The organism is Mesorhizobium sp. USDA 4775, assembly GCF_054062655.1.
The window spans coordinates 5756433-5781312 of sequence record NZ_JBSSFM010000001.1; the positions used below are offsets into that span (position 1 = coordinate 5756433).

Consider the following 24880-nt stretch of genomic DNA (forward strand, 5'->3'; position numbering starts at 1 on the left):
CAGACCCCACGGGAGTAGACTCTCGGTCAGCGCAGAAAACCGAGCACGGCCTCCATGAACTCCGCCGGATACTCCACATTCGACAGGTGGACCGCCGGCAGCACAATCAGCTTCGCGCCGGGCACGGCCGCTGCGATCAGTTCGCTGTGGCTGGCGGCCGTCACCGTGTCATGCTCGCCGGCGATCACCAGCGTCGGCCGGTTGATCAGCGCCACCGTGCGGCGAAGATCGGCATCGCGAACGGCGGCGAACAGGCCAGCCAGGCCTTGCCGGTCGATCGCGAGCAGCATCGTGCGAAATTCCTCGATGACCGGTTCGTTGGCCGCCACCATCCGCGCGGGGAACCAGTTGTCGAGGAAGATTTCGGCGGTTTCAGCCATGTCCGGCGCCTGCCGGACAACGGCAATCCGCTCGTCGAAATAGCTTGCCGGCGCCAGATGCGACGAGGTGTTGCTCAGGATCAGCCTGTCGATCCGCTCCGGCGCATGGATGCCGAGCCACTGCCCGACGAAGCCGCCGAGCGACAGTCCGAGGAAATGCACCCGCCCAAGACCGAGCGCGTCGAGCAGTTCGATCACGTCGCGGCCAAGCCGGTCGAGCGAATAGGCACCGACCGGGGCGCTTGACCCGCCATGGCCGCGAAAGTCGTAGCGCAGAAGACGGAAATGTTTTGAAAGCTCGCCGGCCTGCCCGTCCCACATGTGCAGCGTGGTGCCGATGGAGTTCGACAGCACCAGCACCGGCTTTGCGGCATCGCCATCGAAGCGATAGGCGATGCGCGTGCGGTCGCCGACAGTCACGAAATTCAGCTCACTCATGATGAAGAGTCCTTCTGGAAGGTTGAATGAGGCGGAACGTAGTCGTGGCGGGCTTTTGTTGATATTACAAAGATAGGACAAACTCTGTAGTTGAATCTGACATGGCCGAATTCACCTTGCACGATTTGCAGTGCTTCGATGCGGTGATCCGCACCGGCGGCTTTCAGCCTGCGGCGGCACTGCTGCATCGCTCGCACCCGGCGGTGTTCGCCGCCGTCGCCAAGCTCGAACGACAGCTCGACCTCGTTCTGCTCGATCGCACCGGCTATCGCGTGCGCCCGACCGAGGCGGGACTGTCGTTCCACCGCCGGGCGCAATCGCTGCTGCGCGAACTGGAAGGCCTGCGCGTCCATGCCGCCCAGCTCTCGATGGGCGAGGAAAGCGAGATCCATGTCGTGATCGGCGACCTCTGCCCGCGGCCGCAGGTGCTGGGCATGCTCGGACGGTTCTTCGCCCAATGCCCGGGCACGCGGCTGCATCTGCATTTCGAAGCCGTCGGCGGCCCTTGGGAGCGGCTTTTCGATGACGAGGCCGATCTGATCCTGCACTGGATCGACAAGGGCGACGCGCGGGTGGAATGGATCGATCTGTGCAAGGTGCCGTTCATTCCGGTGGTGGCGCCGGGCTTCCTGCCCGAGCGCCTCACGCAGCCGATCACACTGGACCAGATGCGGGCGCTCACCCAATGCGTCATGCGCGACACCGCCCGCCATTCGCCACGGCAGGACTACTTCATGGTCGAAGGCGCGCCGCAATGCCTGGTGCCTGACCAGGGCATGAAGAAGGAGATTATCCTGCAGGGCCTTGGCTGGGGCCACTTGCCCCGCTTCCTGATCGAGGACGAATTACACGACGGACGCCTGCGCTCCATTGCCGGCCGCCATATGCCGGGCCGCACCGACGAACTGGTGGTGGCGCGCCGCCGCGACCGGCCGCACGGGCCGGTCGCCAACCGGCTATGGGATCACATCCAGCAGGAAGCGCCGGCCTTGCGCCGCGCATTGGAGCCTCGGAAAATCCCCTGAGAGATGCCGAGCGCTCCCCGGGCCGGGCCCGCAAGCCCTAAAGCCTGTCACGATCCGGCCTTTCGAGGATTGCAGGCCGCCGGCTACGGCACCTGCGTGATGCTGCCGCTGCCTCTGACCTGCGACCGCCGCATGGTCGGGTGCCCATAGAGATCGACGTCACCGCTGCCGGAAATCGAGACATCCGCATCCGCCTGTGCGGTAACCTCCGCGTCGCCGCTGCCGCGGATCTCGACCTGCGCGGATTGGGCGATCAGGTCCTTGAGCCGCCCCGAGCCCGAACCGGAGATCTCAAGATCGACCGCTTGGGTGCTGCCATTGGCAACCACGCTGCCGCTGCCGCGAATTTTCAGCCGCAGCTCGGGCTGGTTGACCTGCGACAGGGTTAGCTCGCCACTGCCGACCAGCCGCCAGTCCGAAATCGCCGGTCCCGAAACGGTGACGTCGAGCCGGGGCGAAAACCAGCCCGTCTCACAATCCAGGCTGAGCTGGCTGCCCTCCATGCGCACATGATCGATCAGCGTGGAATCGCCGCTGACGACAGCTTCGGCCTTGTCGCCCAGCTGGTAGCGGACCGAAGCCGGCAAGGCGATGGTGAAGCTGTCATTGGCGCTGAACGGCAGCGTAACTTGCTTTCTGACGGACGTGATCGCGCCGCAGGTGGATTGGCCGCTGATCCACGATCCTCCCGCGTTGACCCAATCCGGTCCTGCAAGCCCGATGCCAACGGCCAAGAACAGGGCTGCGCCGACCAACCCGGCAGTTGCGACAAGTGCCAGTTTTCCAGTCATGATCCGTTTCCTTCAACGTGATGACGAATTGCAAGCGCTTGGCGGCGCTCAAACGGAGCGGTCTGGCTGGACAATGCGGGAATGCAGCCGGGCGTAGCGCCCGACAACCCGTATGCCCGCGCCCATGCCCTCCAGCAGCAAGGCGCCGCCGCCAAGGAAGCCGCTCACCAGTCCAGCGCCGATGAAGAGGCGTCCCAGTGTGAGCGAGAAGGCAGTGCCCGGCTCGAACATCAGCGTGGTGAGAATGATCTTGATGCCGAGCACGCCGATGGCAACGAGCGTGATACCAAGCCCGAGCGCAAGCACGACCGCCGTGATGAGCAACGGCAACAGGAAGACGATGTCGACGAAGGCAAGGCCGGCCAGGGCGATTGTCGCCGCCAGCATGTTCGACACGCTCCAATGCGCTTCGAAACGGCGCAGGCCGGCCTCGGCGCGCAGCTCGCGGGCGATCCTTGTCGGATCACCCAGGGCCGCCGCGACCTCCGCTTCGCCGCGGCCCGAAGCATCGGCGAAATGGGCGGCATAGTCCCCAACGATATCCTCGATCTCCTGCGGCGGCAGGCCGGCGAGTCCCTGTCTCAGCGTGCGCAAGAAGGCATCCCTGGTCATGGCAAATCCTCGAGAAGTTTGTCGACGGCCCCCGCGAAGGATCGCCAGTCGCGGCGGTGAGCTTCGAAAGCCTGCTGGCCGAGTAGCGTGAGCCGGTAATATTTACGCGGCGGCCCGCTGCTCGACTCGACGATGCGGGTGGCGACCAGCCCGTCATTCTGCATCCGGCGCATCAGGGGATAGATCGTGCCTTCCCCCATGTTCACCGCGGCAACCAGCGTGCTGGCGATTTCATAGCCATAGCTCTCACCCCGCGACAGCACGGCCAGGACGCACAGATCAAGCGCGCCTTTTCGCAACTGGACGAGGATGGAGTCGGTCATGGCAGGCCTCGAATTCGCGACCTGTATATAGCACGCTACCTGTTTATGCAAGGTAGCGCGAAAACACCTATTTGGCCCCGCAACCCTTGTGTGAGGCGGCGAGAGCCAAAGTCATGGTAAGGACAGTCCCTATCGCCGCCGGCGCGGCCGGACAGTACCCATTTCGGCCTGCTGACCCTATCGGGCCAGGTAACCGCCATGGATGTAAAGGGTCTGCGCTGTGATCCATTGCGATTGCGGCGAAGCCAGGAACTCGATCACCGGAACAATGTCTTCGATATGCCCCAGCCGGCCGGCGACGCTGGCGGTCGTTGCCCGTGCAACCGACTCCGGCGTTTCGGCACCGTGATAGAAGGGATCGTTGATCGGCCCGGGCGCGACCACATTGACGGTGACGCCCCGCCCGCCGATTTCCCTGGCCAGCGCACGGGTGAAATCTTCGAGCGCGGCCTTCGCCCCGGCATAAACCGAATAGAAGGGAATGGTCGCGTCGTGCCCATGTTGATGATGCGGCCATTATCGGCGATGCAGCGTGCTGCCTCCTGCATGACGAAGAAGGCGGCCTTGGCGTTGATGCCGAAGGAGCGGTCGAATTCGGCCTCGCTGATGTCGGTGAACGGCTTCTTGATCACCAGCCCGGCATTGTTGATGACGATATCGACGCGGCCAAACGCGCCAAGGGTCGCCTCGAACAAGTGCTTGACGACCTTGGTGTCGGTCAGGTCCCCGTCGACGATGATGGTGCGCGTGCCGTGTTCGCGCACCAGCCGTGCCGTTTCCTCGGCATCGCTCTTTGAAGCGGTCCCATGATGATGGACTGAGATGTCTGCACCGAGCCGCGCCAGCGCGACGGCGAAAGCGCGCCCCATATTTATTGCGCGCGCTGCCGGTGATAACAGCCACCTTGCCTGAAAGGGGAACATTTGTCGTTGCCATGAGCCAACCCCGGTTCGCGTTGCCAGAATGAATTGCAAGGCACGGTAGGGCGATCGGGCGGACGGCGAACAGGTCGAATCTTGCTGTTTTGAACTAGCTCACGACCTCACTGGGCAGGACGCCCAACCGCGAGCGCATCAGCCCTCGGAAATGGCTGAGATTGGTGAAGCCGCAGCGGTAGGCGATGGACTCCACCGTCGACCTGTTCCCTTCCAACAACAGCGCCCGTGCATGCTCGAGCCGTCTGGCCATCACAAATTGGTGCGGCGACCATCCCGTCGTCAGCCTGAACGAGCGCGCGAAGTGAAACGGGCTGTAGGCGGCAACGGCGGCGAGCGCTGCTATGCTCAAGCTCGCATCGACATGCGCCTCGATGAATTGCAGCGTGCGGCCGAGCCGGCGGCCGTCCAGCGGCGATCCGCGCCAGGCGTCGGCGCGACCGCCAAACTTCGCGCAGTAGACCCTGTTATAAAGCTGCCGCACAAGGCCATCGCGCACGACATCGGACAAGGCCAGCCGACTTCGTGCAGCGGCGCGAAACCGGTCGAGGATCGCCCATGCATGATGGTCCGCCCAGCCGTGCATGTCGGCAAGATCGGCATGGTTGCCGACACCCAACGCCGTCGCGATCTCGCACCGCAACTCCGGCGATGCGCTGATCTCCAGGATTTCCGCGGACCGCTGCGTTCGCAGCCAGTAGATGGGCTCTGCGCCCGTCAGCCCGATCGTGCCGCGCGGTATTGTGCGGGCGACGGTCCTGCCGTTGGCCAATTGGACCACCGCCTGGCGCTGGCCATTGTAGCCTGTCGCTATCGCGCCCGGCCCCGAAGCCGGAACGAGTTCATGCGCCTGCGAAGGCGGCAGCCGGCAATGCGCGATGCGCACACCGTCCCAGTTCAGGCGGGCGATGTCGACCTCTTTGAACATGGTTCGACGGTTGGATCGTGTCGGCGACGCCCTACTGCAGCAGCCCTTTGACAATGCCGCTGGCCTTGCCGAAATCCATCTGGCCGGCATATTTCTGCTTCAGCGCGGCGATCACCTTGCCCATGTCTTTCTGGCTGGCGGCACCCGTCGCCGCGATCGCCTCTCGGGCCGCGGCCGTGATCGCTGCATCGTCAAGCTGCGTCGGCAGGAAGCCGCGGATGATCTCCATCTCGCCACGCTCCTGTGCGGCCAGTTCCGGGCGCTTGCCGTCCTCGAATGCCTTCGCCGATTCCTCGCGCTGCTTCACCATCTTGGCCAGGATCTGCAGGATCTCCTCATCGCTGGCGGGATCCTTGCCCGACCCGCGATTGGCGATGTCGCGGTCGTGGATGGCGGCCTGGATCAGCCGCAATGTCGGCAGCCGGTGCTTGTCCTGCGCCTTCATCGCGCTCTTCAGGGATTCGGCGATCTTTCCGCGCATCGTGCTCTTCTCCTACAAACGGCGCGGACCATAACCTCGCCGGGAGCACAAGGCAAATCTTGAACTGACCGACAAACCACTGATATTGTTCGACGAAATAAATCGATGCGGGGCCTTGGCTGCATTATTGACCGTTCTGGCACCTTCCCCTATGTACTCGGCCTTGCATAAGACAATGAATTGACGTGCTGAGGCTCGAGAAATCGCTGCCACGCCGTTTGCTGCGCGGATGGTCCGTCATCGAAGCGCACAGCCAGATAGGAGTGCCGCCATGGCCGAGATGACGCCCGCCTGGGCCAGCGAAAAGCCGACCGCCCTTCTGGTGCTGGCCGACGGCACCGTCATCGAGGGCCGCGGCCTGGGCGCCACCGGCTCCGCCGTCGCCGAAGTCTGCTTCAACACCGCGCTCACCGGCTACCAGGAAATCCTCACCGATCCGTCCTATGCCGGCCAGATCGTCACCTTCACCTTCCCGCATATCGGCAATATCGGCACCAATGGCGAGGACATCGAGGACCTCAATCCGGCCGCCCGCGCCGGCGCAGTCGGGGCCGTGTTCAAGGCCGATGTCACCAACCCGTCCAACTACCGCGCCGCCGGCCACCTCGACCAGTGGCTGAAGAAGCGCGGCATCGTCGCGCTCTCGGGCATCGACACCCGCGCGCTGACCGCGCTGATCCGCGAAAAGGGCATGCCCAATGCCGTCATCGCGCATGCGCCGGACGGCGTGTTCGACCTCGACGATCTGAAGCAACGCGCCGCCGCATGGTCGGGCCTGATCGGGCTCGACCTCGCCAAGGAAGTCACCTCGGGCCAGTCCTCGGTCTGGCGCGAGACGCCTTGGGTGTGGAACGAAGGCTTTGGCGAACAGGCCGAGCCATCGCTGCACGTCGTGGCCATCGACTACGGCGTCAAGCGCAACATATTGCGCCTGCTTGCCGGCCTCGGCGCCAAGGTGACTGTCGTTCCGGCAAACACCGGTTCGGAAGAAATCCTCGCGATGCAGCCGGACGGCATCTTCCTCTCCAACGGCCCCGGCGATCCGGAAGCCACCGGCGACTATGCCGTGCCGGTCATCCAGGATCTGCTGAAGACCGACATTCCGGTGTTCGGCATCTGCCTCGGCCACCAGATGCTGGCGCTGGCGCTCGGCGGCAGGACGGCCAAGATGCACCAGGGCCATCACGGCGCCAACCATCCGGTCAAGGACCACACCACCGGCAAGGTCGAGATCGTCTCGATGAACCACGGTTTTGCCGTCGACGCGGACTCGCTGCCCGAGGGCGTCGAGGAAACCCACGTCTCGCTGTTCGACGGCTCGAACTGCGGCATCGCACTCACCGGCCGTCCGGTGTTCTCGGTCCAGCATCATCCTGAAGCCTCGCCCGGCCCGCAGGACTCGCACTATCTGTTCCGCCGCTTCGTCAACCTGATCCGGCAAAAGCGCGGCGAGGAATTGCTGGCCGAACGGGCCTGATCCTAAGCCACCGGCCGCCCCTCGCTCGCCTCCAATATGGCGAACCATTGCTGGCGGTCGAGATTGATCTCCAGCGCCTTGACCATGGCCGCCAGCCGTTCCGGCTTCATCGACCCCAGCACCGGCACCAGCCGGGCCGGATGCCGCAGCAGCCAGGCGATGGCGACGGCGGCTAGATCGCCGGCGCCGACCTCGGCGGCGACCGCCGCGAGCGCCGCCCGCACCCTTGCCTCCCGGCCTTCCTTGCCGGTGAACAGCGAGCCGCCGCCGAGCGGCGACCAGATCATCGGCGCGTAGGCCAGGCGCTGCGCGTGGTCGAGGCTGCCGTCGGCCAGTGCGGACGTCTTCAGCACCGACATCTCGATCTGGTTGGTGACGAGCGCGAACGGCAGCCGCGAGGCCAGGAGATCGAATTGCGACGGCGTGAAATTGGAAACGCCGACCGCCCTCGCCTTGCCTGATTTGACCAGCCCGGCCAATGCCGCCGCCGTCTCATCGGCATCCATCAGCGGATCCGGCCGATGCAGCAGCAACAGGTCGAGATAGTCGGTGCCGAGATTGGCGAGCGAACGGTCGACCGACGCGGTGATGTGGGCGGCGCTGGTGTCATAATGCTTCAGCCGGTTCTGCGGCCGGTTGGCCGAGGCCAGCATGATGTCGCATTTCGAGATCAGCTCGATCTGATCGCGCTTGCCCTTCCAGCGCGACAGCCCGGCGCCGAACGCCGCCTCCACTTCGTAGTTCCCATAGATATCGGCATGGTCGAAACTGGTCAGGCCGAGATCGACGGCGGTGCCGATCAGCCGCGCGACCTGATCGGCATCCGGGCGGGCGCCGCCGTCGAGCAGGCGCCAGGCGCCGAAGACCAGCCGCGACAGCGATACCCCGTCCCTGGTCAGCGCGATGCGGCTGCCATGGCTCATGCCTGTGCTCCATCTTCCGCGACGTCGGTGGTGGCGCTTGCGACCGTCACCGGTCTCGCCACCTTGGTGACGAAGACGATGAGCGCCAGCACCAGGAAGCACGCACCGACCAGATAGGGCGCGCCGCCGAAGGTCACGGGCGCGCTTGGCCCGGTGAACCAGGAAAAGATCGCCGTGTAGAGCAGCGGCGTGATGATCGAGGTGATCGAGAAGAGCGAGGTCATCGCGCCCTGCAGCTCGCCTTGTGCCGAAGGCGGAACCTTGGCGGCGGCGAGGCTTCTCAGCGGCGGGTCGGCCAGCGCCTCCAGGCAGCCGACGACGATCACCGCATAGATCATCCATCCCTGCGAAGCGAAGGCATAGCCGAAGGCGCTCACCGCCGTGAACGTCAGGCCGATGACCGCCGTCTTCCACTCGCCGAGCCTCGGGATCACACGCGGCAACACGGTAGCCATGACGATCGCGCCGCACAGGCCGAAGGCGCCTAGCGAAAAACCGATCTGCTGCTCACTCCAGCCGTAGCGATAGCTGGAAACGAACGACCAGACCGCCGGATACATCATGTGGCCGAGCGTCATCAGGAAGAAGACGAGGCCGATCCAGCCGATGCCCTCATACCTACGCATCTGCAGCAGCGTGCCGACCGGGTTGGCGCGTTTCCACTCGAAGCGGCGGCGATGCTTCTCGTCGAGCGTTTCGGGAAGGAAGACCATCGCGATCAGGAAGTTCACTAAAGCGAGCCCGGCGGCGAAATAGAACGGCACGCGCGGCCCGAACGTTCCGAGCAACCCGCCCAGGACCGGGCCGATGACGAAGCCGACGCCAAAGGCGATGCCGAGCAGGCCGAAATTCTTCGCCCGGTTCTCATCGTTCGAGATATCGGCGATGAAGGCCGACGTCGTCGAATAGCTGGCGCCCGAAATGCCGGCCAGCACACGGCCGATGAAAAGCATCGGATAGGACCAGGCGACGGCACAGATCAGATTGTCGATGGAGAAGGTCAGCACCGAGGCAAGCAGGATCGGCCGCCGCCCGAACCGGTCGCTCAACCCGCCCATGATCGGCGCGAAGAAGAACTGCATGGTCGCATAGACGAAGAACAGCCAGCCGCCTTCGATCGCCGCGCCGCTGATGCTGACACCGGACAATTCCTGCAAATAGGCCGGCAGCACCGGCATGATGATGCCGAAGCCGATGATGTCGAGCAGCAGCGTGGTGAAAACCAGCGCGAGGCCCCGCCTGGCGGTTTTGGGGTCGATCATGATGGGTCAGGCTCCTCTGGTCGCCCGGGGCGCAGGCGGACGAACCTTATAGGCGAGCGCGCAAAAAGGAACAATGCGAGAACAGCCAGGAATCGTTGATCCTGACTCTCCCTGACGACGACTTCGTCGTCAGGCCAGCCCCGTGAGGCGAGTGCTTAGATCGGGCCGCTCAGCGTGTTGCAGTCCGAAAGCTTGCCGCTCTTGTAGCCGCGCGCCAGCCAGGTCTGCCGCTGTTGCGAAGTGCCGTGGTTGAAGCTTTCCGGCACGACATAGCCCTGCGTCCTCTTCTGCAGCGTGTCGTCGCCGATCTGCTTGGCGGCGTTGAGCGCGCTTTCGATGTCGCCCTGCTCCAATATGCCCTTCTGCGCCGTGTAATGTGCCCACACGCCGGCGAAGCAGTCGGCCTGCAGTTCGATGCGCACCGAAAGCTGGTTGGCATCGGCCTCGCTCATGCCTTGCCGCATCTGGTTGAACTTGGACATGATGCCGGTGAGGTTCTGCACGTGGTGACCGACCTCATGCGCGACGACATAGGCCCGCGCGAACTCGCCCGAGGCACCAAATTGCTGGTCGAGTTGCTGGAAGAAGGTCATGTCGAGATAGACCTTGTGGTCGCCCGGACAATAGAACGGCCCGGCCGCCGCCGAGGCAAAGCCGCAAGCAGAGCGAACCTGGCCGGAAAACAGCACCAGCTTGGGATCCTCATAGGTCAGGCCCTGCGACTTGAAGATACCGGTCCAGGTGTCCTCGGTCTCGGCAAGCACGGTCGCGACGAACTGCTTCATCTCGTCATTGGCTGGTGCCGTGCCGCTGCCCTGGCCGCCGCTATTGTCTGATATCTGGCCACCGCCACCCGGCAGCAGGCCGCCATCGCCACCGCCCAGGATCGCCGAGGGATCGAAGCCGAAATACCATCCCGCGATCACCACCAGGATGACGAGGAGGATGCTGCCGCCGCCACCGGTCCGGCCGCCGATAGGAATTTGGAACCCGCCGCCGCCGCCGATCCCACCACCGCCGCTGTCGCTGCGGTCGTCCTCGATATTGTCACTCTGACGACGGCCTCTCCAGAGCATGGCAACTCCCCGTGATGAACTTCCTCGTTGCTCCGGCAAGGCCGGCTCAACCCAACAAACAATTATCCCAATGGTTGCGCCAAGTCACAGTGTTTTTCGATGCCGGTACCACATGGACATCGCTCTGGCCCCGCGCGCTTAAGGTCTGTAGCATCGTCCACATGGGGGGATGAGCGAGACTTGAAGACGATCGGCCAATTCCTGTCGCTGCTTGCATCGCTGCTTTGCCTTGGCCTCGGGCCGGCCGGCGCTGTGACGCTTGATTCCAGCGTCGCCGTCACCGATCCGGCCACCTTGCAGGCGCTGGAGCGCGGCGGGCTGTCGATCAGCCGCCTGCTCGGCCCCGCGCTCGGCCTCACCCGCGACGTCGACAATCGCGGCCTGTTTTCCGTGCCGGCGCTGGCCAGGGTGCGCGACACGGTCAAGCAGGAGATATCGGACGAGCCGAAGACCAGTCCCGACTCCTATGTCGCTGATATGGCGAAGTCGAACGACACCAGCCAGAAATTCAACCCGAAATACATCGACGATGACGGCTCGACGCTGGACCTGACCGGCGTTGTCAACCGCATGGATCGCGGCTATCTCGGCCACACCGAATGCGGCGAGATCAGGCTGATCTACCGCTTCCACTATTCGGTCACCGAAAAGCCGGCCAAGGGCAAGGTGGCGCAGCGCATCTCGTCGCGCCTGCCCCTGACCATGAGCCTGGTCTTCAACGCCAAGCCGAGGCGTGTGCAGGCGCGTGCCTCGAAGGATCTGCCAAGTGCCACCGACGTATCCTGCGCCGACGTCGCCCAACGCTGGCTCGCCGCCGGCCAGAAGGACCTGCCGCCCGAGCAACTGGCCGCCTGGCTGCGCTCCGACGAAGGCCCGCTGTCCGGCGCCATGCTCAATTCCTCGCAGATCATGCGGCTCGAACTCAACATGCAGGTGCTGCGGCTGTCGGCTTCGACACGGCGCGATTTCGGCGGCCATGCCGAATATCTCCTGAAGATCTTCAAATGGGATCCGGCGACCTCGAGCTTCTACGAAGCGAAGATGGAGAACCAGATCGACCGCGCCACGGTGCTGGCCGACGGCAAGTCCTTCGCCAAATGGCTGCTCACCGACCGCAACATCTACGATCTCGACCATGGCCGGCTCGTCATTGACGAAAAATTCCTGGCCAAGAACGCCGTTTCCGTCGCGCCCGGCGGCCTGAGCCGCTCGCAGAACAACATCGCCTATGGGCTGCTCGACGACGCCGACATCGACAAGGCGCTGAAGGACTATGTCGCCAAGGGCAATACCCTGGCCACCATCAAGTCGGTCGCCGGCTTCAATTTGCGGCTGAACGAAATGAGCTGCACCGGCTGCCATCAGACGCATGGCATTGCCGGCTTCCACTACACCGGCGCCGACCCGGCCAGCGAACCGCGCCGCAACGCCGTCTTCGTGCCGGGCTCGGCTGTGTTCTTCGCCGACCTGCCGCGCCGCCGCGCCATCGTCGAACAATTCGCCGCCGGCGGCCATCCCGATTTCACCAGAGGTTTCGCCGCCCGCCCGGACCAGAAATATGCTGAAGCGCTGAACGGCACGGATCTCTACAATGGCTGGGGCTCGATCTGCTATCGCGGTGACGACGCAAGCTTCAAGGACTGGACCTGCGGTGCCGGCCTGCGTTGCGCCGGCGTCCACGAAAGCGCCATCCATCCGGGATTCGGCACCTGCGTCAGCGAGAAGGGCACCGCGGTCGGCGATCCCGTCGAATTCGGCGAGATCAAAATGTCGTCATGGGGCAACGACCAGTATTGCCGCCTGTCGCCGGCCACCGCAAAGGCCTGCGCCATCGATCCCGCGCGGGACAAGAAACCACTGGTCAAACTCGCCGGCTATGGCGCGGCGCGCCAGCGCTACGACAATCCTGATCAGAAGACCGGCGGCTTTCCCGGCGGCATGCTGCGCAAGGCGAGCTGCGACAAGCTTCCCGACGAGGCGACCTGCGGCCGTCTGGCCAAGACCGGCTTCAACGACTGCATCGCCTCGGGCAAGGACCACAAATTCTGCACCAGGGAATTCACCAAGACCGCCGGCCTGCGCGCCTGCGACAAGGCGCATCCCTGCCGCGAGGACTATATCTGCACCGCCGGCTATGACGATTTACCCCAGGCCAAGCCTGGCGAAGGCACCTGCATCCCGCCCTATTTCATCTTCCAGTTCCGCGTCGACGGCCACCCTAGAAGCTGGGTGCAGGATGTCCGCGAGTGAGGGAACGGTTTGCCGCAGGCAAATTGAAAGGTCCACCGGACCTTTCAAAGGGCTAGAGCATCCGGAGCCATAGCGGAGGGCAACCGGCAGCTGAACAGACGGCTTCCGCCTGCCGCCGACGTCGGCGCGGCCTCAGCTTTTCTGCTTGGCGCCTGCGCTCTTGCCATCGGAGCTTTTCGAGCGCTCCTCGAAACGCGCCGCACCCTTCTTCAGGGGATGGCCGGTCTCGGCTTCGGTCTTGCGCTCATCCTTCGCCGCGGCCTGCTTCAATCCCTTGGCGGCCTGCTTGCCCTTAGCGGTTGGTGCTTGTTCGACGCCCATTTCTTCCTCCCTTGGTGCGATATCGCGCTATGTCAGGAGCAACGTGCGCAAGGGGCTGCGGTTCCACCTTCCCAGGAACGATCGGGCGCCTCAGCGCAGCGCCGTCATCGCCTTGCGGAACGCTTCCAGCGTCTCGGCACTGACATGGTGCTCGATGCCCTCGGCATCGATGCGCGCGGTCTCGGCGCTGACGCCGAGCGAGCGCAGGAAAGCCTCCACCGTCTGGTGACGGATGCGGCTTTCCTCCGCGACCTTGCGGCCGGCCTCGGTCAGGAACACGCCGCGATAGGGTTTTCTCGACACCAGCCCGTCGGCGCAAAGGCGCGTCAGCATCTTGGCCACCGTCGGCTGCGCGACGCCGAGACGCGCTGCGATGTCGACCTGGCGTGCCTCGTTGCCGTCCTCGATCAAATCGGCGATCAGCTCGACATAATCTTCGACCAGCGCGCTGCGGCGCGCTTGGCGCTGCTGCCGGAACCCTTCCGAATGGACATTGGCGTCGGGCAATGGCTCACGCGGGACAGGTCTGTTCTTCAGCGCCAATGCGCTCCTCCTCGGGAGTTTAGCCGTTCCTGCTTTATAGCACGGGCTCTGATTCTTCAGGCCGTTTATTTGCATTCCCCCACAGGCGCAACCGGCGTTTCCGATTGCGGTTTCGCAAACCCGGCCGAACGTCCGGCAAAAAGCACAAACAATGAAATATAGCATATTGCATAATGTTGAGCCATGGCATAGCTTATGGATATCCCGGAAGTCTCGGAAAGCCTTTTCATGTCAGACGCAGAAGCCACAGCCCCTCGATCCTCATGGCGGTTCGCCGGACGGGACGAGGACGATCAGCCCAGCCTGCGCGAAGTCAATTCCACCATCGCCGTGCCGAGCTCGGGCGTCTGGTTCCGCCGGCTGTTCGCCTTCATGGGCCCGGGCTACATGGTTTCGGTCGGCTATATGGACCCGGGCAACTGGGCGACCGACCTCGCCGGCGGCGCCCAGTTCGGCTACACGCTGCTGTTCATCATCATGCTGTCCAACCTGATGGCGATCCTGCTGCAGGCGCTGGCCGCCCGGCTTGGCATCGCCACCGGCCGCGACCTCGCCCAGGCCTGCCGCGCCTATTATCCGCGCCCGGTCAATTTCGTGCTGTGGATCGCCTGCGAACTCGCCATCATCGCCTGCGACCTCGCCGAAGTCATCGGCACCGCGATCGCATTGAAGCTTCTGTTCGGCATTCCGCTGATCGGCGGCGCGATCCTCACCGCGCTCGACGCGTTCCTGGTGCTCATGTTGATGAACAAGGGGTTCCGCTATCTCGAAGCCTTCGTCATCGCGCTTTTGATCATCATCTTCAGCTGCTTTGCCATCCAGATCTTCGTTGCCGCGCCGCCGGCCGGCACGATCCTGCACTCGATGTTCGTGCCGTCCTCGGAGATCGTCACCAATCCGGCGATGCTCTACATCGCCATCGGCATCATCGGCGCCACGGTCATGCCGCACAATCTCTATCTGCACTCCTCGATCGTGCAGACCCGCGCCTATGAGCGCACCGAAAAGGGCAAGCGCGACGCCATCAAATGGGCGACGACGGACTCCACCATCGCCCTGATGCTGGCTCTGTTCGTCAACGCCGCTATCCTGATCGTCTCGGCTGTCGCCTTCCACAACACCGGCCACCAGGATGTGGCCGAGATCGACCAGGCCTTCGAGCTGCTGTCACCGCTGCTCGGCCTCAGCATTGCCTCGATCCTGTTTGCCGTGGCGCTGCTCGCTTCCGGCCTGAATTCGACAGTGACGGCGACGCTTGCCGGCCAGATCGTCATGGAAGGGTTCCTGCGCCTGCGCATCCCCAACTGGGCGCGCCGGCTTCTGACGCGCGGCCTCGCCATCATTCCCGTGGTGGTTGTGACTGCGCTCTATGGCGAGAAGGGTACCGGCCAGCTGCTGGTGTTCAGCCAGGTGATCCTGTCGATGCAATTGCCCTTCGCGGTGGTGCCGCTGGTGCAGTTCGTCTCCGACAAGAAGAAGATGGGCAACCTCGCCATTCCGCGCGGCGTGGCCGCACTCGCCTGGGTGGTCGCGGCGATCATCCTCGTGCTCAACTTCAAGCTGCTCTACGACACGCTGTTCGGGGTCAGCTAGAATTCCGCCAGACAGCGCGACAAACCGCCAAATCGCGCTATCTTTGCTGGCGTCATGAGCAGCATTGAAGACATCAGGAAATTCTACGCCCGGCTGATGGCGGCCAATGCCGCCTCATCGGATCCACGCCTGGAGGAGGTCTTCGCCACTGTTCCGCGCGAAGCCTTTCTTGGCCCGGGACCATGGACGATCGTCGCCGGGAGCGGCAAGGTCACCACGCCGAGCGCCGACCCGGCGCATATCTACCAGAACGTGCTCGTGGCGCTCGATGCCGACAAGGGCATCAACAATGGCGAGCCGTTCCTGCACGCCATGTGGATCGGGAAACTGGCGCCGAAACCCGGCGAGGCCGTCACGCATATCGGCGCTGGCACCGGCTACTACTCCGCCGTGCTGGCCAGGCTGGTTTCACCTCGCGGCACCGTCACCGCCTTCGAGCTCGACGGCAGGCTGGCCGAGCTGGCGCGCAAGAATCTCGAAATCTACGGCAATGCGACGGTGGTCCATGGCGACGCCGTGACCACGCCCTTGCCGCCATCCGACATCATCTATGTCAACGCCGGCGTCGTCGCCCCGCCGGTCGGATGGCTGAAGGCGTTGCGCCCCGGCGGTCGCATGATCTTCCCCTGGCGCCCGTCCGAACGCGTCCCGCTGGCGGTGATGGTGACCCGCACCGAGAAGGGCTTTGCCTGTGATCCCTTCATGCGCTCCTGGTTCATCCCCTGCATCGGTGCCTCGGTTGCGGATCTTGCGGCAAAGATCCCGACACGCGAGCAAGCCATGCGCAGCCGCTCGATCTGGCTTACGCAGCACAAGGCGCCGGATCGCACCGCCACGGCGATCTTCGGCGACGTCTGGTTCTCGACGAAAGACGTCCGTGCCAAACCCGGCAGCTGAGGCATCGATGCGCGGATTTGGCCAAGATTTCTCAGGCCCTGTCGGGGTGGGTGCGGGCCAGCCGTCCTTGGGCCACAATCCGGCCGCGACGGCGTAGATGGAACAAGGGAGAGACCCATGAGAAAGATCATCGCCGCCACCTTCGTCAGCCTCGACGGTGTTATGCAGGCCCCCGGCGGACCGGAAGAGGATCCGGTCGGCGGCTTCAAGTTCGGCGGCTGGACCTTCCATTACTTTGACGAGGTGGGCGGCGCGGCAATGGACGAACTCTTCTCTAAACCTTTCGCCCTGCTGCTCGGCCGCAGAACCTACGACATCTTCAACGCCTATTGGCCGTACCAGAAGGATCCTATCGCCGATGCCTTCAACCCCGCGACCAAATATGTGGCCACGCATCGGCCTGACACACTCACCTGGCAGAACACGCAATGGCTTGGGGAAGATATCGTCGCGGCGCTACGCCGCCTCAGCAAGCAGGATGGACCCGACCTGCTCATCCAGGGATCGGCCGACCTGATCCAGACCTTGCTCGCCAACGGGCTGATCGACGAAATCCGGCTGATGATCTTCCCGCTGTTGCTGGGCAAGGGCAAGCGTCTGTTCGGCGATGGCGCAATGCCGGCCGCGTTCAAGCTTGTGAAGTCGCAGACGTCCAGCACCGGCGTCATCATCGCGACCTACGAACGATCAGGTGAAATCGAGGTCGGCTCCTTTGTCACGGGCGAACCGTCCGTCGCCGAGCTGGAGCGGCGCAGGAACTGGAAGTAGCGGACGGCCTTGGGACCTTTCCTCTCCCTCCGGAGGGAGGAACCCAAGTTCCGCACGGTCTCAAGCCGCCGCCGGCCGCCGCGCCAGCCCATCCCTGATATGCCGCGCGAACTCCTGCGCGGCCGGGCCGACGCCGTGGCGCGGCAGATGCAAATTAATGGCAAAATTCGGCAGTGGCGGCAGCCCGACATCGAACGGCAAGATGTCGAGATCGGCCGGCACGGTGGAGGCCAGCCAGGTGGTGACGGCAAGATCGGAGCGCACCGTCGCCGTCGTGGCGTCGATGTTGCCGTTCTCGAACACGGTGCGCCATTCCATCCCATGCTCGTTGAGCGCCGCAAGCACCACCGGGCGGAAGGCGCAGGTGTCGGCGACGATCGACACCGGCAGCGGGCGCTTGGCGCGGGCAGTGCCGCCTCGGGCGCCGACCCAGACCAGCCGGTCGATGGCCAGGCATTCGCCCGATGTCGGGCCGACCCGCTCCTCGATCACCGCAAGGTCGATGGTTCCGGCCGCAAGCGCTGACGCCAATTCCGGCGATGACGCGCAGACCAGCGAGATCTCGACCTGCGGATAGGTTTCCGCATAGGTCTTCAGCACCGGCGCCAGCAAGGTGCCGACCAGATCGTACGGCACGCCGAGCCGCACCTGGCCGGCGACGGCCGAGCCCGCCATCTCGGCCCAGATCTCGTCATTCAGGCTGAGCAGGCGCCTTGCCTTGTCGAACAGCCGCTCGCCGGGCCGCGTCAGGCGCAGGCCGCGCCGGTCACGCTCGAACAGGCCACAGCCAAGCGTCTCCTCCAGCCTTTTGACCTGCTGGCTGACGGCGCCTTGCGTCAGATGCAGCGCGTTGGCGGCCGCCGTCATGCTGGCCTTGTCGGCGACGGTGACGAAGGTGCGCAGCAGCGCCGTATCGAGATTGCGGATCATCTCAGCATTATAGATGCTAATGCCCAATATCGCAAACATTGCATTTACTGATGCCAGAACGGGCCTACCATGGAGCTACGACAAAGGACGCCCCATGCTCCAGCCTATCCTGCCGCTCATCCTGTTTGCCTTCGTGGCCACCGCCACGCCCGGCATCGCCACGACCTTGTCGACCGCCTCGGGCGCGCAGTTCGGTTTTCGCCGTTCAGTTCCGCTGATGATAGGCAGCGCCGCCGGCCTCGCTACGGTGACGGCTGCCGCCGCGGCCGGGCTTGCGGGCCTGCTGCTTGCGGTGCCGTCGCTGCAACTGGCGATGAAGGTGATTGGCTCGCTCTATCTCCTGTGGCTGGCCGTAAAGATCGGCCGTGCCGGGCCACCCAATCTCGACGTGACGATGGCCAAACCGAACAGCTTTCTCGGCGGCGCCGGCATCCAGTGGATGAACCCCAAGGGCTGGGCGATGGGGCTGGGCGCGGCGGCGTCGTTCGCCGCACTGGCCGATGGGCCGGGACAACTCGCTCTGCTGCTCGGCTCGACCTTCGGCCTCGCCGCCGCCATCTCCCTGTCCGTCTGGTGCATGGCCGGCATGGTGCTGGCCCGGCTGCTGAAGACCGAATGGCAATGGCGCGCCCTCAACATCGTGCTGGCGCTGGTGCTGGCCGCGTCGATCATCCCGATGTGGCGGTCGGCTTAGGACACCGTCATAGCAGGACCTGGGTTCCTCGCCCCCGCTAGAGCGGGGGAGAGGTGGCCGCGAAGCGGTCGGAGAGGGGGCGCCAGCGGCTGGAAGGGGCTTCTTGAAGCCAATTCACGGACAGGATTGCGCCAATCCCACTCTCCGTCTCGGCTTCGCCGAGCCACCTCTCCCCCACATTCGTGGGGGCGAGGAACCCAAGCATGGATAGCCCTCAAGCCGCGTAGCGCGCCGCCGGCTTGTCGGCGTGCAGGCTGCCGTAGAAGGCTTGGCGGGCGCCGAGGAACGTGTCCAGCTTGGCGGCATCGGCAAGTGCCGGTACGGTCACGGCTTCGCCCCTGGCCAGGCCGACAAGCGCGGCATCGACCATATCGTCGGCGGACATGACGATTTCCTTGGGAAGCTGGTCGATATCGCTGCCGGCCAGTTCCCAGAAATCGGTCCGGGTCGCGCCCGGCAGCACCACCTGCACCTTCACACCCGTGCCCGCGACCTCGCGCTGCAGCGCTTCGGTGAAGTTGACGACATAGGCCTTGGTGCCGCTGTAGATGCCGCCGAACGACGTTTCATAGGCGAGCACCGAGGCTATGTTGACGATGGCGCCACGGTTGCGCGCCAGAAGACCCGGCAGCACCGCACGGGTCAAACGCGTCAAGGCGATGACATTGACCTTGATCATGCGTTCGGCCGCGTCGGCGTCGGCCGTTGCCACCACCTGCTGGCCGCCAAGGCCGGCATTGTTGACCAGCAGCGTCACGCTGTCATCGGCCGATATCATCCGCTCGACACGGCGCACATCGTCGTCGTCGGACAGATCGGCTGCGATGAAGCTGACCTTGCGATCGTAGGCGTAGCGCAGCTTCTCGGCCAGTTCCTCGAGCCGGTCGGCGCGCCGCGCCACCAGCACGAGATCATAGCCCTGCCCGGCCAGCCGGTCCGCATAGACCGCGCCGATGCCCGATGAGGCGCCAGTGACGACCGCCGTGCCCTTGTTTGCCTGTCCACTCATTGTCCTGTTCCTTCTATCTCTGTTCACTTCGACCTGGCCGCCGGCACCGCAGGCATTCGCCTCGGCGCGCCGACATGCCGCCTGATTGATTTAGTGGCATATACCACTTTCGACGAAATAGGCATATGCCACTATCTTGTCAATGAGTGCGTTCGGGATTATTTGTCGGGCAGCGACCGGACAGGATTTTCTCCGGCGCCGAGGAACCACCATGCCGAAAGACACCCTGCCCGGGCTGACAGCCTGCAACTACGCCATGCTGCGGCGAGCAACGCGCAAGCTCGGCCAGTTCTATGATGACGTGCAGGCCCCATCCGGCCTCAAGGCCACGCAGCAGGGCCTGCTCTACCAGATCCATATCGGCGACGAACCGGCCATGGGCGCCATTGCCGCTGCCCTGGTCATGGACCTTTCGGCGCTCGGCCACACGCTGAAGCCGCTGATCCGCGACGGTTTTGTCGAGACCTTCGCCGATCCGGACGACCGCCGCATCAAGCGGGTGCGGCTGACCCAGCAAGGGCGGACCAAGCTCGATGAGGCGATGAAGCTGTGGCAGACCGCCCAGCAGCGCTTCGAGGATGTGGTGGGCAAGGAAAAGGCGGAACGCCTGCGCGCGGTGCTGGATGACATCAGCGCGCTGGATTTTGATTTGCCGCCGGCTACCTAAGCAATTCCAGGAAAAGTGTGAAACGGTTTTCCCGGGAAAGCGCGTAGCGCTTTCCCTTGGGAATTGCGTCAAAATGGATTGGCCGCCGACGGCTTTCGAAGAGACTATTCGGCCGGCATCGCGACCGGCCGTGCCGCCCAGCGGCCGGCCAGCACGATACCCAGCCCGACGATCGGGAAGGCCGCGGCAACCAGGCCGAGATCGACCGGCGAGCCGTAGCGCAGCACGCCACCGCCCACCACCGCGCCCAGCGCCACGCCGAGATAGAGCGCCGAACCGTTGAGCGACAGCACGATCGGCGCGGCATCGGGCGCCAGCTTGATGATGCGGCTGGCCTGCGCCGGCGGGAACGCCCAACCGACGATGCCCCACGGCAGCATCATCGCCATCAGCGCTGGACCGGCAATATGCTGCGGCAGGAAGGCCGGCACGACCGACAGCATCACCAGCATGGCGGCGCTCAGCGTCAGCGACCAGCCGACGGTGCGGGTGGCGCCGAAGCGGTCGGCCGCCTGGCCGCCGGCAATGTTGCCGATGACGGCGCCGACGCCGAAGGCGAGCAGCATGCCGGGCAGCGCGATCTGGCTGAGCCCGGCGCCCTCGATGGCGAGCGGCGCGACATAGGCAAAGACGGTGAACGCGCCGGTCAGCGCCAGCAATGTCGTCACCAGGATCGGCATCACGCCGGGCCGCATGGCGGCCGCCAGCCGGCGCTTCAGCGGCAGCCTTGTGCCGACGATGCCGCGCGGCAGCCGGTACCACAGGATGGCGCCGGCGAGCGCGCCGAGCCCGGCAATGGCATAGAAGGTGCCGCGCCAGCCGGCGATCGTCGCGACCAGCGCGCCGAGCGGCGCCCCGACGGCGACGGCCACCGTGGTGCCGCCGACGACGACGGCGATGGCGCGTGCCCGGTGATGGTCATCGACCAGCGCCACCGCAGTGCCCTGCGCGGTCGCGGCGAACAGCCCCGACGACAGCGCCATGATGATGCGCGCGATCAGAAGCACTTCGAAGGAGGAACTCAGGGCGGCGGCGATGTTGCCGATGACGAAGAACACCAGCGTCCACAGGATGACGCGGCGGCGGTCCCATTCACCGGTCAGCGTCGCCAGGATCGGCGTGCCGATGGCGTAGGCGAGCGCGAAGGCGGTGATCAGCGTGCCGGCGAGTGGAATGGAAATGCCGGCATCCCTGGCGATGTCGGGCAGAAGGCTGGAGATGACGAAGCCTTCGGTCGAGATCGCAAACGATCCGAGCGCAAGCCAAAAGATCCGCTTGTCCATGGCATGTGTCCTTAGTTCAAAAGTTATTGAACAATTGGACATAGCAGGGCATGATGTCAATGAAGCCAGGGCAAAATAGCTGAACCATCCTGACAGCCCTGTGTCAGCACGGTCGTTCGGCACGGATCGAAATGGAGAAACAGTGTGTACGGGCCAGCGAGGACGGATGCGTTGAAATCGGCCCGAACTGCGCTTAGGTTCCAGCCATGACGCTACCTCATCCCAATACGGACCAGATCAGCCTGCCGATCGTGCTTGGCGTGCTCGGCGATCCGACGCGGCTCGCCATCGTGCGCTATCTCGCCAGCAAGGAAGGCGTGGCGCTGAACTGCAGCCAGTTCCTCGATCTCGGCTCCAAGACCAATCTCAGCTACCACCTCGCCAAGTTGCGCGAGGCCGGCGTCACCCGCGCCGAAGTGGTCGGCACCAACCGCATGATCACGCTGCGCCGCGCCGACCTCGACGCCCGCTTCCCCGGCCTGCTCGACAGCGTCATCGCCGCCGCCGTCGACGACCCCGCTCTGCCGGCGGTCGGCGGCCACGATATTGAGGTGCCGGCCTAGATCTGCAGGTTCCAAGCTAAAGCTCTGTCGCCGCTAGCGCTGCCAGAAACCGATATGCGGCGCGAGAAGTTCCTCCTCCATCTCCGGGATGGGGCCGTGGACCTCGACCGGCTTCTGCCCGGAGCCGAGGACCGTGCGTGACGAGAGGTTCATCGTCGGATTCTCGGCGTGGTCGCCAGTCAGCGCGAGAAGCTTGGTCTCTTCGAAGCCGTAGACCAGCCGGCCGATATTTGCCCAGTAGAGCGTTCCGGTGCACATCGCGCAGGGCTCGCCAGTTGTGACCAACGTGCAGGACCAGAGGAAATCCGGCGGATAGGCGTCCGCGGCACGCCGGCTGAGCTCGGTTTCGGCGTGGCGCACGGTGTTGATGTTGCCTTGCCGCATCAGGATGCGATCATCGGGGCCGACGAGCACACAGCCGAAAGGATGGTGCCCGTGCGCGGCGGCCTCGCGCGCCACGTCATTGGCGGCGCGGAGGTGAGCGAACATCTGGTCACGGGTCATCGCCTGTGCCTTCCGAAGCTGTCTGCGTAGATAGATGAACTGGGACGGCGTGGACGGTAGCAGATGGAGTGCTACCGCGATAGCCGTGGGCGGGCCGCGCAGTGCCCCGCTTGCCCCGAACTCAACGACTGATGACGAAAGCGGGGACTTGATAACAAAGGCGGCGGGTTGATAACGAAGACGGGCCGGAGTCCCGATGGGGCCGCACCATGGGAGCACGCCGCATGCGCATAGCCGTCCTCGCCGATATCCACGGCAACGTCCTGGCACTCGACGCCGTGCTCGAGGATCTGCGTGAGCGCGGCGGCGCTGAGCTCACCATCAATCTCGGCGACAGCGTTTCAGGCCCGCTCTGGCCGCGCGAGACGTTTGAGCGCCTGGAAGCGCTGAACCTGCCGACGGTGCGCGGCAACCATGACCGCCGCGTCGCGGTCGATCCGGCCGACGAGACCATGTGGGCGTCCGACGTCTATGCGCAGGAGCGGCTGACGCAGGCGCAGCGCCAGGTGCTGTTCGCGCAGCCGCTGACGCTGGAGATCGCGCCCGGCATCGTCGCCTTCCATGCCCGCCCCGACCATGACGAGAAATATCTGCTCGACGCGGTCGTCGACGGCCAGCTGGTGCGCGCGCCGCTGGCGGCGATAAGGCGGCGGCTGAAAGCGCTCGACCCCGCCTGTCGCATCGCGCTGTGCGGCCACAGTCACCGCCCGGAACTGGTCCGCATCCCCGACGGTCCGGTCATCTTCAATCCGGGCAGCATCGGCTGCCCCGCCTATGACGATTCCACCCCGCCGTCGCATGTTTCCGAACAGGGCTCGCCGCATGCGCGCTACGGCATCGTCACCTTGGGCGGCGCCGGCCGGCCCGATCGTTTCGAGACGATCGCCGTCGACTACGATCACGAAGCGGCGGCACGACAGGCCGAACAGGCGGGGCGCCCGGAATGGGCCCACGCGCTGAGGACCGGCTTCATGCCAGGCTGAAGCTTGCTTCATGCCAGGCTGAAGCTTGCTTCATGCCGGGCTGAACGAAGCTCATGCCATGGGGGGAATGCCTCGCGTTCATGCCCCGGCTGAACGCAACCTCATCCGACCCTGATGAAACGCCTTCGCGGCCACACTCAAGGCGTAAAACATCTCGCTTATAGACACGGCGGCGCAGCGTCGCTTATAAAACCGGCTTCGCGTGCGGCAGCGTTTTGGGTTCTGGCGGTGCCTTTGGGAATGCAATTGATCGCCGACAGCCAAGTGACGAGGCGCCGAATTACGCTGCGGACAACGCTGTTGGCGCTGATGGCCGCTCCGCTGCTGATGGCGGCGTGGTCCACCGTTGTCCCGGCCCATGCCGAAGAGACGCCCTTCATCTCCGTCGTCACTGGCCTCGCGCCTGACGACCTGCTCAATATCCGCGCCAAACCGTCGGCGATCGGCAAGACCGAGGCACGTCTGGCCGCCGGCGCCAGCGTCAGGAACCTCGGCTGCAACGACATTGACGGACACCCCTGGTGCAAGGTCCAGTCTGACAATCCCAAAGCCATCGGCTGGGCTCCGGCGCGCTATCTCATTCCCGTCAACCCGGCGACGGTGCCCCTCGACCAGGCGGATGCCGGCGATGCGGCGACGCCGCCGGCGGCGGCACAGCCCGACCTGACGGCGCGCCTCGGCGGCGCGGCCCACCCCGTCGCGCCCGAAGCCCCGATGAAATCCACCGCCGAGATCGCCATGCAGGACGCTTACGGCCTGGCGCTGGCGGCGAATGAAACCCCGTCGACTGGCGAAATCCCCGCCCTCGCCCAGGATGCGGCCGCGGACAGCGACTCGGCGGCGGGATCGCTTCCCGTTCCCACGCCGCGTCCCGACGGCGCAGCGCCCGCCGTCGACACGCAGACCGTCGCCGAACTGCCGCCGCAGCCGACCTCCCTTGCCCAGGGCGGTGGCGTCGAAATCCCCTGCGCCCGCTATGTCGGCCAGCCGATGCAGCGCTGCGCGGCAGCCATCGTGCACAAGGGCGCCGACAAGGCCGATATCACCGTGACCTGGCCGGATGGCGGTACGCGCCTCATCTCCTTCTATGCCGGCCTGCCGGCCGGCTCGGACACCAAGGGTGATTTCCGCTTCACCCGCGAGGGCAGCCTGAGCATGATCCGCATCGGCGTCTCCGAACGCTTCGAGATCACCGACACGGTGGCGTTTGGACGCTAGGGATTA

26 protein-coding genes and 1 pseudogene are annotated in these 24880 nt (G+C 64.9%); 11 read left to right on the top strand and 16 right to left on the bottom strand.

Features of this window, described 5'->3' with window-relative positions; all coding sequences use genetic code 11:
• Window positions 1–26 precede the first annotated feature (26 nt).
• The gene (locus ACVILI_RS28265; RefSeq protein WP_240564806.1) at window positions 27–818 is read right to left on the bottom strand and encodes an alpha/beta fold hydrolase; all 792 of its coding nucleotides are present in this window, start codon (window positions 816–818) and stop codon (window positions 27–29) included.
• 101 nt (window positions 819–919) lie between these two features.
• Here ACVILI_RS28265 and ACVILI_RS28270 point away from each other — a divergent pair, with 101 nt between their 5' ends.
• Window positions 920–1843 carry a LysR family transcriptional regulator gene (locus ACVILI_RS28270; protein ID WP_038648900.1) on the top strand — a complete coding sequence of 308 codons (924 nt, stop codon included), beginning with the start codon at window positions 920–922 and terminating at the stop codon, window positions 1841–1843.
• 83 nt (window positions 1844–1926) lie between these two features.
• Here ACVILI_RS28270 and ACVILI_RS28275 read toward each other — a convergent pair whose 3' ends face one another.
• From ACVILI_RS28275 to ACVILI_RS28300, 6 genes and pseudogenes are all read right to left on the bottom strand, one after another.
• Window positions 1927–2634 carry a GIN domain-containing protein gene (locus ACVILI_RS28275; RefSeq protein ID WP_038648901.1) on the bottom strand — a complete coding sequence of 236 codons (708 nt, stop codon included), beginning with the start codon at window positions 2632–2634 and terminating at the stop codon, window positions 1927–1929.
• 48 nt (window positions 2635–2682) lie between these two features.
• On the bottom strand, window positions 2683–3246 hold the full coding sequence (locus ACVILI_RS28280) for a DUF1700 domain-containing protein (protein WP_038648904.1): 564 nt from the start codon (window positions 3244–3246) through the stop codon (window positions 2683–2685).
• Window positions 3243–3569: a PadR family transcriptional regulator gene (locus ACVILI_RS28285; RefSeq protein WP_027047270.1), complete on the bottom strand. Its 327-nt coding sequence runs from the start codon at window positions 3567–3569 to the stop codon at window positions 3243–3245. Before ACVILI_RS28285 ends, ACVILI_RS28280 begins: the two co-directional genes overlap by 4 nt.
• A 177-nt stretch (window positions 3570–3746) precedes the next feature.
• A pseudogene (locus tag ACVILI_RS28290) lies at window positions 3747–4492 on the bottom strand (SDR family oxidoreductase).
• A 106-nt stretch (window positions 4493–4598) separates the two neighbouring features.
• Window positions 4599–5432: a helix-turn-helix transcriptional regulator gene (locus ACVILI_RS28295; RefSeq protein ID WP_051726862.1), complete on the bottom strand. Its 834-nt coding sequence runs from the start codon at window positions 5430–5432 to the stop codon at window positions 4599–4601.
• A 31-nt stretch (window positions 5433–5463) separates the two neighbouring features.
• On the bottom strand, window positions 5464–5913 hold the full coding sequence (locus tag ACVILI_RS28300; RefSeq protein WP_019860500.1) for a GatB/YqeY domain-containing protein: 450 nt from the start codon (window positions 5911–5913) through the stop codon (window positions 5464–5466).
• A 271-nt stretch (window positions 5914–6184) separates the two neighbouring features.
• Here ACVILI_RS28300 and carA point away from each other — a divergent pair, with 271 nt between their 5' ends.
• Window positions 6185–7390 carry a glutamine-hydrolyzing carbamoyl-phosphate synthase small subunit gene (carA, locus tag ACVILI_RS28305; RefSeq protein ID WP_038648906.1) on the top strand — a complete coding sequence of 402 codons (1206 nt, stop codon included), beginning with the start codon at window positions 6185–6187 and terminating at the stop codon, window positions 7388–7390.
• Window positions 7391–7392: 2 nt separating this feature from the next.
• On the opposite strand, the gene ACVILI_RS28310 is transcribed toward carA, so the two are convergent.
• The 3 genes from ACVILI_RS28310 to ypfJ all read right to left on the bottom strand — a co-directional run bounded on the left by ACVILI_RS28310 (window position 7393) and on the right by ypfJ (window position 10651).
• Complete coding sequence (locus tag ACVILI_RS28310) at window positions 7393–8313, bottom strand: aldo/keto reductase (protein ID WP_038648909.1); 921 nt, start codon at window positions 8311–8313, stop codon at window positions 7393–7395.
• The gene (locus ACVILI_RS28315; protein ID WP_038648911.1) at window positions 8310–9575 is read right to left on the bottom strand and encodes a TCR/Tet family MFS transporter; all 1266 of its coding nucleotides are present in this window, start codon (window positions 9573–9575) and stop codon (window positions 8310–8312) included. The genes ACVILI_RS28310 and ACVILI_RS28315 overlap by 4 nt, the downstream gene beginning before the upstream one ends.
• Window positions 9576–9730: 155 nt before the next feature.
• Window positions 9731–10651, bottom strand: coding sequence for a KPN_02809 family neutral zinc metallopeptidase (ypfJ, locus tag ACVILI_RS28320; RefSeq protein ID WP_019860504.1), 921 nt, complete (start codon window positions 10649–10651; stop codon window positions 9731–9733).
• A 180-nt stretch (window positions 10652–10831) separates the two neighbouring features.
• Between ypfJ and ACVILI_RS28325 the strand changes: the two genes are divergently transcribed.
• A complete protein-coding gene (locus tag ACVILI_RS28325) occupies window positions 10832–12901 on the top strand; it encodes a hypothetical protein (RefSeq protein WP_038648914.1) in 2070 nt (689 codons plus the stop codon).
• A gap of 132 nt (window positions 12902–13033) precedes the next feature.
• Here the strand turns inward: ACVILI_RS28325 and ACVILI_RS28330 are convergent, their stop codons facing one another.
• On the bottom strand, window positions 13034–13222 hold the full coding sequence (locus ACVILI_RS28330; RefSeq protein ID WP_019860505.1) for a hypothetical protein: 189 nt from the start codon (window positions 13220–13222) through the stop codon (window positions 13034–13036).
• A 90-nt stretch (window positions 13223–13312) separates the two neighbouring features.
• The gene (gene mntR, locus ACVILI_RS28335; protein ID WP_038648917.1) at window positions 13313–13765 is read right to left on the bottom strand and encodes a manganese-binding transcriptional regulator MntR; all 453 of its coding nucleotides are present in this window, start codon (window positions 13763–13765) and stop codon (window positions 13313–13315) included.
• 228 nt (window positions 13766–13993) lie between these two features.
• Here mntR and ACVILI_RS28340 point away from each other — a divergent pair, with 228 nt between their 5' ends.
• The 3 genes from ACVILI_RS28340 (at window position 13994) to ACVILI_RS28350 (ending at window position 17023) form a co-directional block, all read left to right on the top strand.
• A complete protein-coding gene (locus ACVILI_RS28340) occupies window positions 13994–15358 on the top strand; it encodes an Nramp family divalent metal transporter (protein WP_019860507.1) in 1365 nt (454 codons plus the stop codon).
• Window positions 15359–15412: 54 nt separating this feature from the next.
• Window positions 15413–16255, top strand: a complete 843-nt coding sequence (locus ACVILI_RS28345) for a protein-L-isoaspartate O-methyltransferase family protein (protein ID WP_019860508.1) — start codon at window positions 15413–15415, stop codon at window positions 16253–16255.
• 117 nt (window positions 16256–16372) lie between these two features.
• The gene (locus ACVILI_RS28350) at window positions 16373–17023 is read left to right on the top strand and encodes a dihydrofolate reductase family protein (protein WP_038648920.1); all 651 of its coding nucleotides are present in this window, start codon (window positions 16373–16375) and stop codon (window positions 17021–17023) included.
• 60 nt (window positions 17024–17083) lie between these two features.
• Here the strand turns inward: ACVILI_RS28350 and ACVILI_RS28355 are convergent, their stop codons facing one another.
• Complete coding sequence (locus ACVILI_RS28355; protein WP_084791660.1) at window positions 17084–17953, bottom strand: LysR substrate-binding domain-containing protein; 870 nt, start codon at window positions 17951–17953, stop codon at window positions 17084–17086.
• Window positions 17954–18047: 94 nt separating this feature from the next.
• On the opposite strand from ACVILI_RS28355, the gene ACVILI_RS28360 reads away from it, so the two are divergent.
• The gene (locus ACVILI_RS28360; protein ID WP_240564808.1) at window positions 18048–18647 is read left to right on the top strand and encodes a LysE family translocator; all 600 of its coding nucleotides are present in this window, start codon (window positions 18048–18050) and stop codon (window positions 18645–18647) included.
• A 214-nt stretch (window positions 18648–18861) separates the two neighbouring features.
• On the opposite strand, the gene ACVILI_RS28365 is transcribed toward ACVILI_RS28360, so the two are convergent.
• On the bottom strand, window positions 18862–19656 hold the full coding sequence (locus ACVILI_RS28365; RefSeq protein ID WP_019860513.1) for an SDR family NAD(P)-dependent oxidoreductase: 795 nt from the start codon (window positions 19654–19656) through the stop codon (window positions 18862–18864).
• Window positions 19657–19867: 211 nt separating this feature from the next.
• On the opposite strand from ACVILI_RS28365, the gene ACVILI_RS28370 reads away from it, so the two are divergent.
• Window positions 19868–20323, top strand: coding sequence for a MarR family winged helix-turn-helix transcriptional regulator (locus ACVILI_RS28370; protein WP_038648928.1), 456 nt, complete (start codon window positions 19868–19870; stop codon window positions 20321–20323).
• A 104-nt stretch (window positions 20324–20427) separates the two neighbouring features.
• Here ACVILI_RS28370 and ACVILI_RS28375 read toward each other — a convergent pair whose 3' ends face one another.
• Window positions 20428–21606, bottom strand: a complete 1179-nt coding sequence (locus ACVILI_RS28375; RefSeq protein ID WP_457102677.1) for an MFS transporter — start codon at window positions 21604–21606, stop codon at window positions 20428–20430.
• 206 nt (window positions 21607–21812) lie between these two features.
• Between ACVILI_RS28375 and ACVILI_RS28380 the strand changes: the two genes are divergently transcribed.
• The gene (locus tag ACVILI_RS28380) at window positions 21813–22169 is read left to right on the top strand and encodes an ArsR/SmtB family transcription factor (protein ID WP_038648931.1); all 357 of its coding nucleotides are present in this window, start codon (window positions 21813–21815) and stop codon (window positions 22167–22169) included.
• 33 nt (window positions 22170–22202) lie between these two features.
• Here the strand turns inward: ACVILI_RS28380 and ACVILI_RS28385 are convergent, their stop codons facing one another.
• Complete coding sequence (locus tag ACVILI_RS28385) at window positions 22203–22673, bottom strand: nucleoside deaminase (RefSeq protein ID WP_019860517.1); 471 nt, start codon at window positions 22671–22673, stop codon at window positions 22203–22205.
• A 224-nt stretch (window positions 22674–22897) separates the two neighbouring features.
• Here ACVILI_RS28385 and ACVILI_RS28390 point away from each other — a divergent pair, with 224 nt between their 5' ends.
• A complete protein-coding gene (locus ACVILI_RS28390; RefSeq protein WP_038648934.1) occupies window positions 22898–23656 on the top strand; it encodes a metallophosphoesterase family protein in 759 nt (252 codons plus the stop codon).
• A 240-nt stretch (window positions 23657–23896) separates the two neighbouring features.
• On the top strand, window positions 23897–24874 hold the full coding sequence (locus tag ACVILI_RS28395) for an SH3 domain-containing protein (protein WP_038648937.1): 978 nt from the start codon (window positions 23897–23899) through the stop codon (window positions 24872–24874).
• Window positions 24875–24880 lie beyond the last annotated feature (6 nt).

Bases quoted from the DNA above. Each gene is read 5' to 3' on its own strand.
- ACVILI_RS28330 (WP_019860505.1), bottom strand. From the start codon at position 13,222: ATGGGCGTCGAACAAGCACCAACCGCTAAGGGCAAGCAGGCCGCCAAG.
- ypfJ (WP_019860504.1), bottom strand. From the start codon at position 10,651: ATGCTCTGGAGAGGCCGTCGTCAGAGTGACAATATCGAGGACGACCGC.
- ACVILI_RS28380 (WP_038648931.1), top strand. From the start codon at position 21,813: ATGACGCTACCTCATCCCAATACGGACCAGATCAGCCTGCCGATCGTG.
- ACVILI_RS28375 (WP_457102677.1), bottom strand. From the start codon at position 21,606: ATGGACAAGCGGATCTTTTGGCTTGCGCTCGGATCGTTTGCGATCTCG.
- ACVILI_RS28275 (WP_038648901.1), bottom strand. From the start codon at position 2,634: ATGACTGGAAAACTGGCACTTGTCGCAACTGCCGGGTTGGTCGGCGCA.
- ACVILI_RS28390 (WP_038648934.1), top strand. From the start codon at position 22,898: ATGCGCATAGCCGTCCTCGCCGATATCCACGGCAACGTCCTGGCACTC.
- ACVILI_RS28385 (WP_019860517.1), bottom strand. From the start codon at position 22,673: ATGACCCGTGACCAGATGTTCGCTCACCTCCGCGCCGCCAATGACGTG.
- ACVILI_RS28345 (WP_019860508.1), top strand. From the start codon at position 15,413: ATGAGCAGCATTGAAGACATCAGGAAATTCTACGCCCGGCTGATGGCG.
- ACVILI_RS28395 (WP_038648937.1), top strand. From the start codon at position 23,897: ATGCAATTGATCGCCGACAGCCAAGTGACGAGGCGCCGAATTACGCTG.
- ACVILI_RS28265 (WP_240564806.1), bottom strand. From the start codon at position 818: ATGAGTGAGCTGAATTTCGTGACTGTCGGCGACCGCACGCGCATCGCC.
- ACVILI_RS28350 (WP_038648920.1), top strand. From the start codon at position 16,373: ATGAGAAAGATCATCGCCGCCACCTTCGTCAGCCTCGACGGTGTTATG.
- ACVILI_RS28370 (WP_038648928.1), top strand. From the start codon at position 19,868: ATGCCGAAAGACACCCTGCCCGGGCTGACAGCCTGCAACTACGCCATG.
- ACVILI_RS28315 (WP_038648911.1), bottom strand. From the start codon at position 9,575: ATGATCGACCCCAAAACCGCCAGGCGGGGCCTCGCGCTGGTTTTCACC.
- ACVILI_RS28300 (WP_019860500.1), bottom strand. From the start codon at position 5,913: ATGCGCGGAAAGATCGCCGAATCCCTGAAGAGCGCGATGAAGGCGCAG.
- ACVILI_RS28280 (WP_038648904.1), bottom strand. From the start codon at position 3,246: ATGACCAGGGATGCCTTCTTGCGCACGCTGAGACAGGGACTCGCCGGC.
- ACVILI_RS28340 (WP_019860507.1), top strand. From the start codon at position 13,994: ATGTCAGACGCAGAAGCCACAGCCCCTCGATCCTCATGGCGGTTCGCC.
- carA (WP_038648906.1), top strand. From the start codon at position 6,185: ATGGCCGAGATGACGCCCGCCTGGGCCAGCGAAAAGCCGACCGCCCTT.
- ACVILI_RS28270 (WP_038648900.1), top strand. From the start codon at position 920: ATGGCCGAATTCACCTTGCACGATTTGCAGTGCTTCGATGCGGTGATC.
- ACVILI_RS28310 (WP_038648909.1), bottom strand. From the start codon at position 8,313: ATGAGCCATGGCAGCCGCATCGCGCTGACCAGGGACGGGGTATCGCTG.
- ACVILI_RS28365 (WP_019860513.1), bottom strand. From the start codon at position 19,656: ATGAGTGGACAGGCAAACAAGGGCACGGCGGTCGTCACTGGCGCCTCA.
- ACVILI_RS28360 (WP_240564808.1), top strand. From the start codon at position 18,048: ATGCTCCAGCCTATCCTGCCGCTCATCCTGTTTGCCTTCGTGGCCACC.
- ACVILI_RS28285 (WP_027047270.1), bottom strand. From the start codon at position 3,569: ATGACCGACTCCATCCTCGTCCAGTTGCGAAAAGGCGCGCTTGATCTG.
- ACVILI_RS28295 (WP_051726862.1), bottom strand. From the start codon at position 5,432: ATGTTCAAAGAGGTCGACATCGCCCGCCTGAACTGGGACGGTGTGCGC.
- ACVILI_RS28355 (WP_084791660.1), bottom strand. From the start codon at position 17,953: ATGATCCGCAATCTCGATACGGCGCTGCTGCGCACCTTCGTCACCGTC.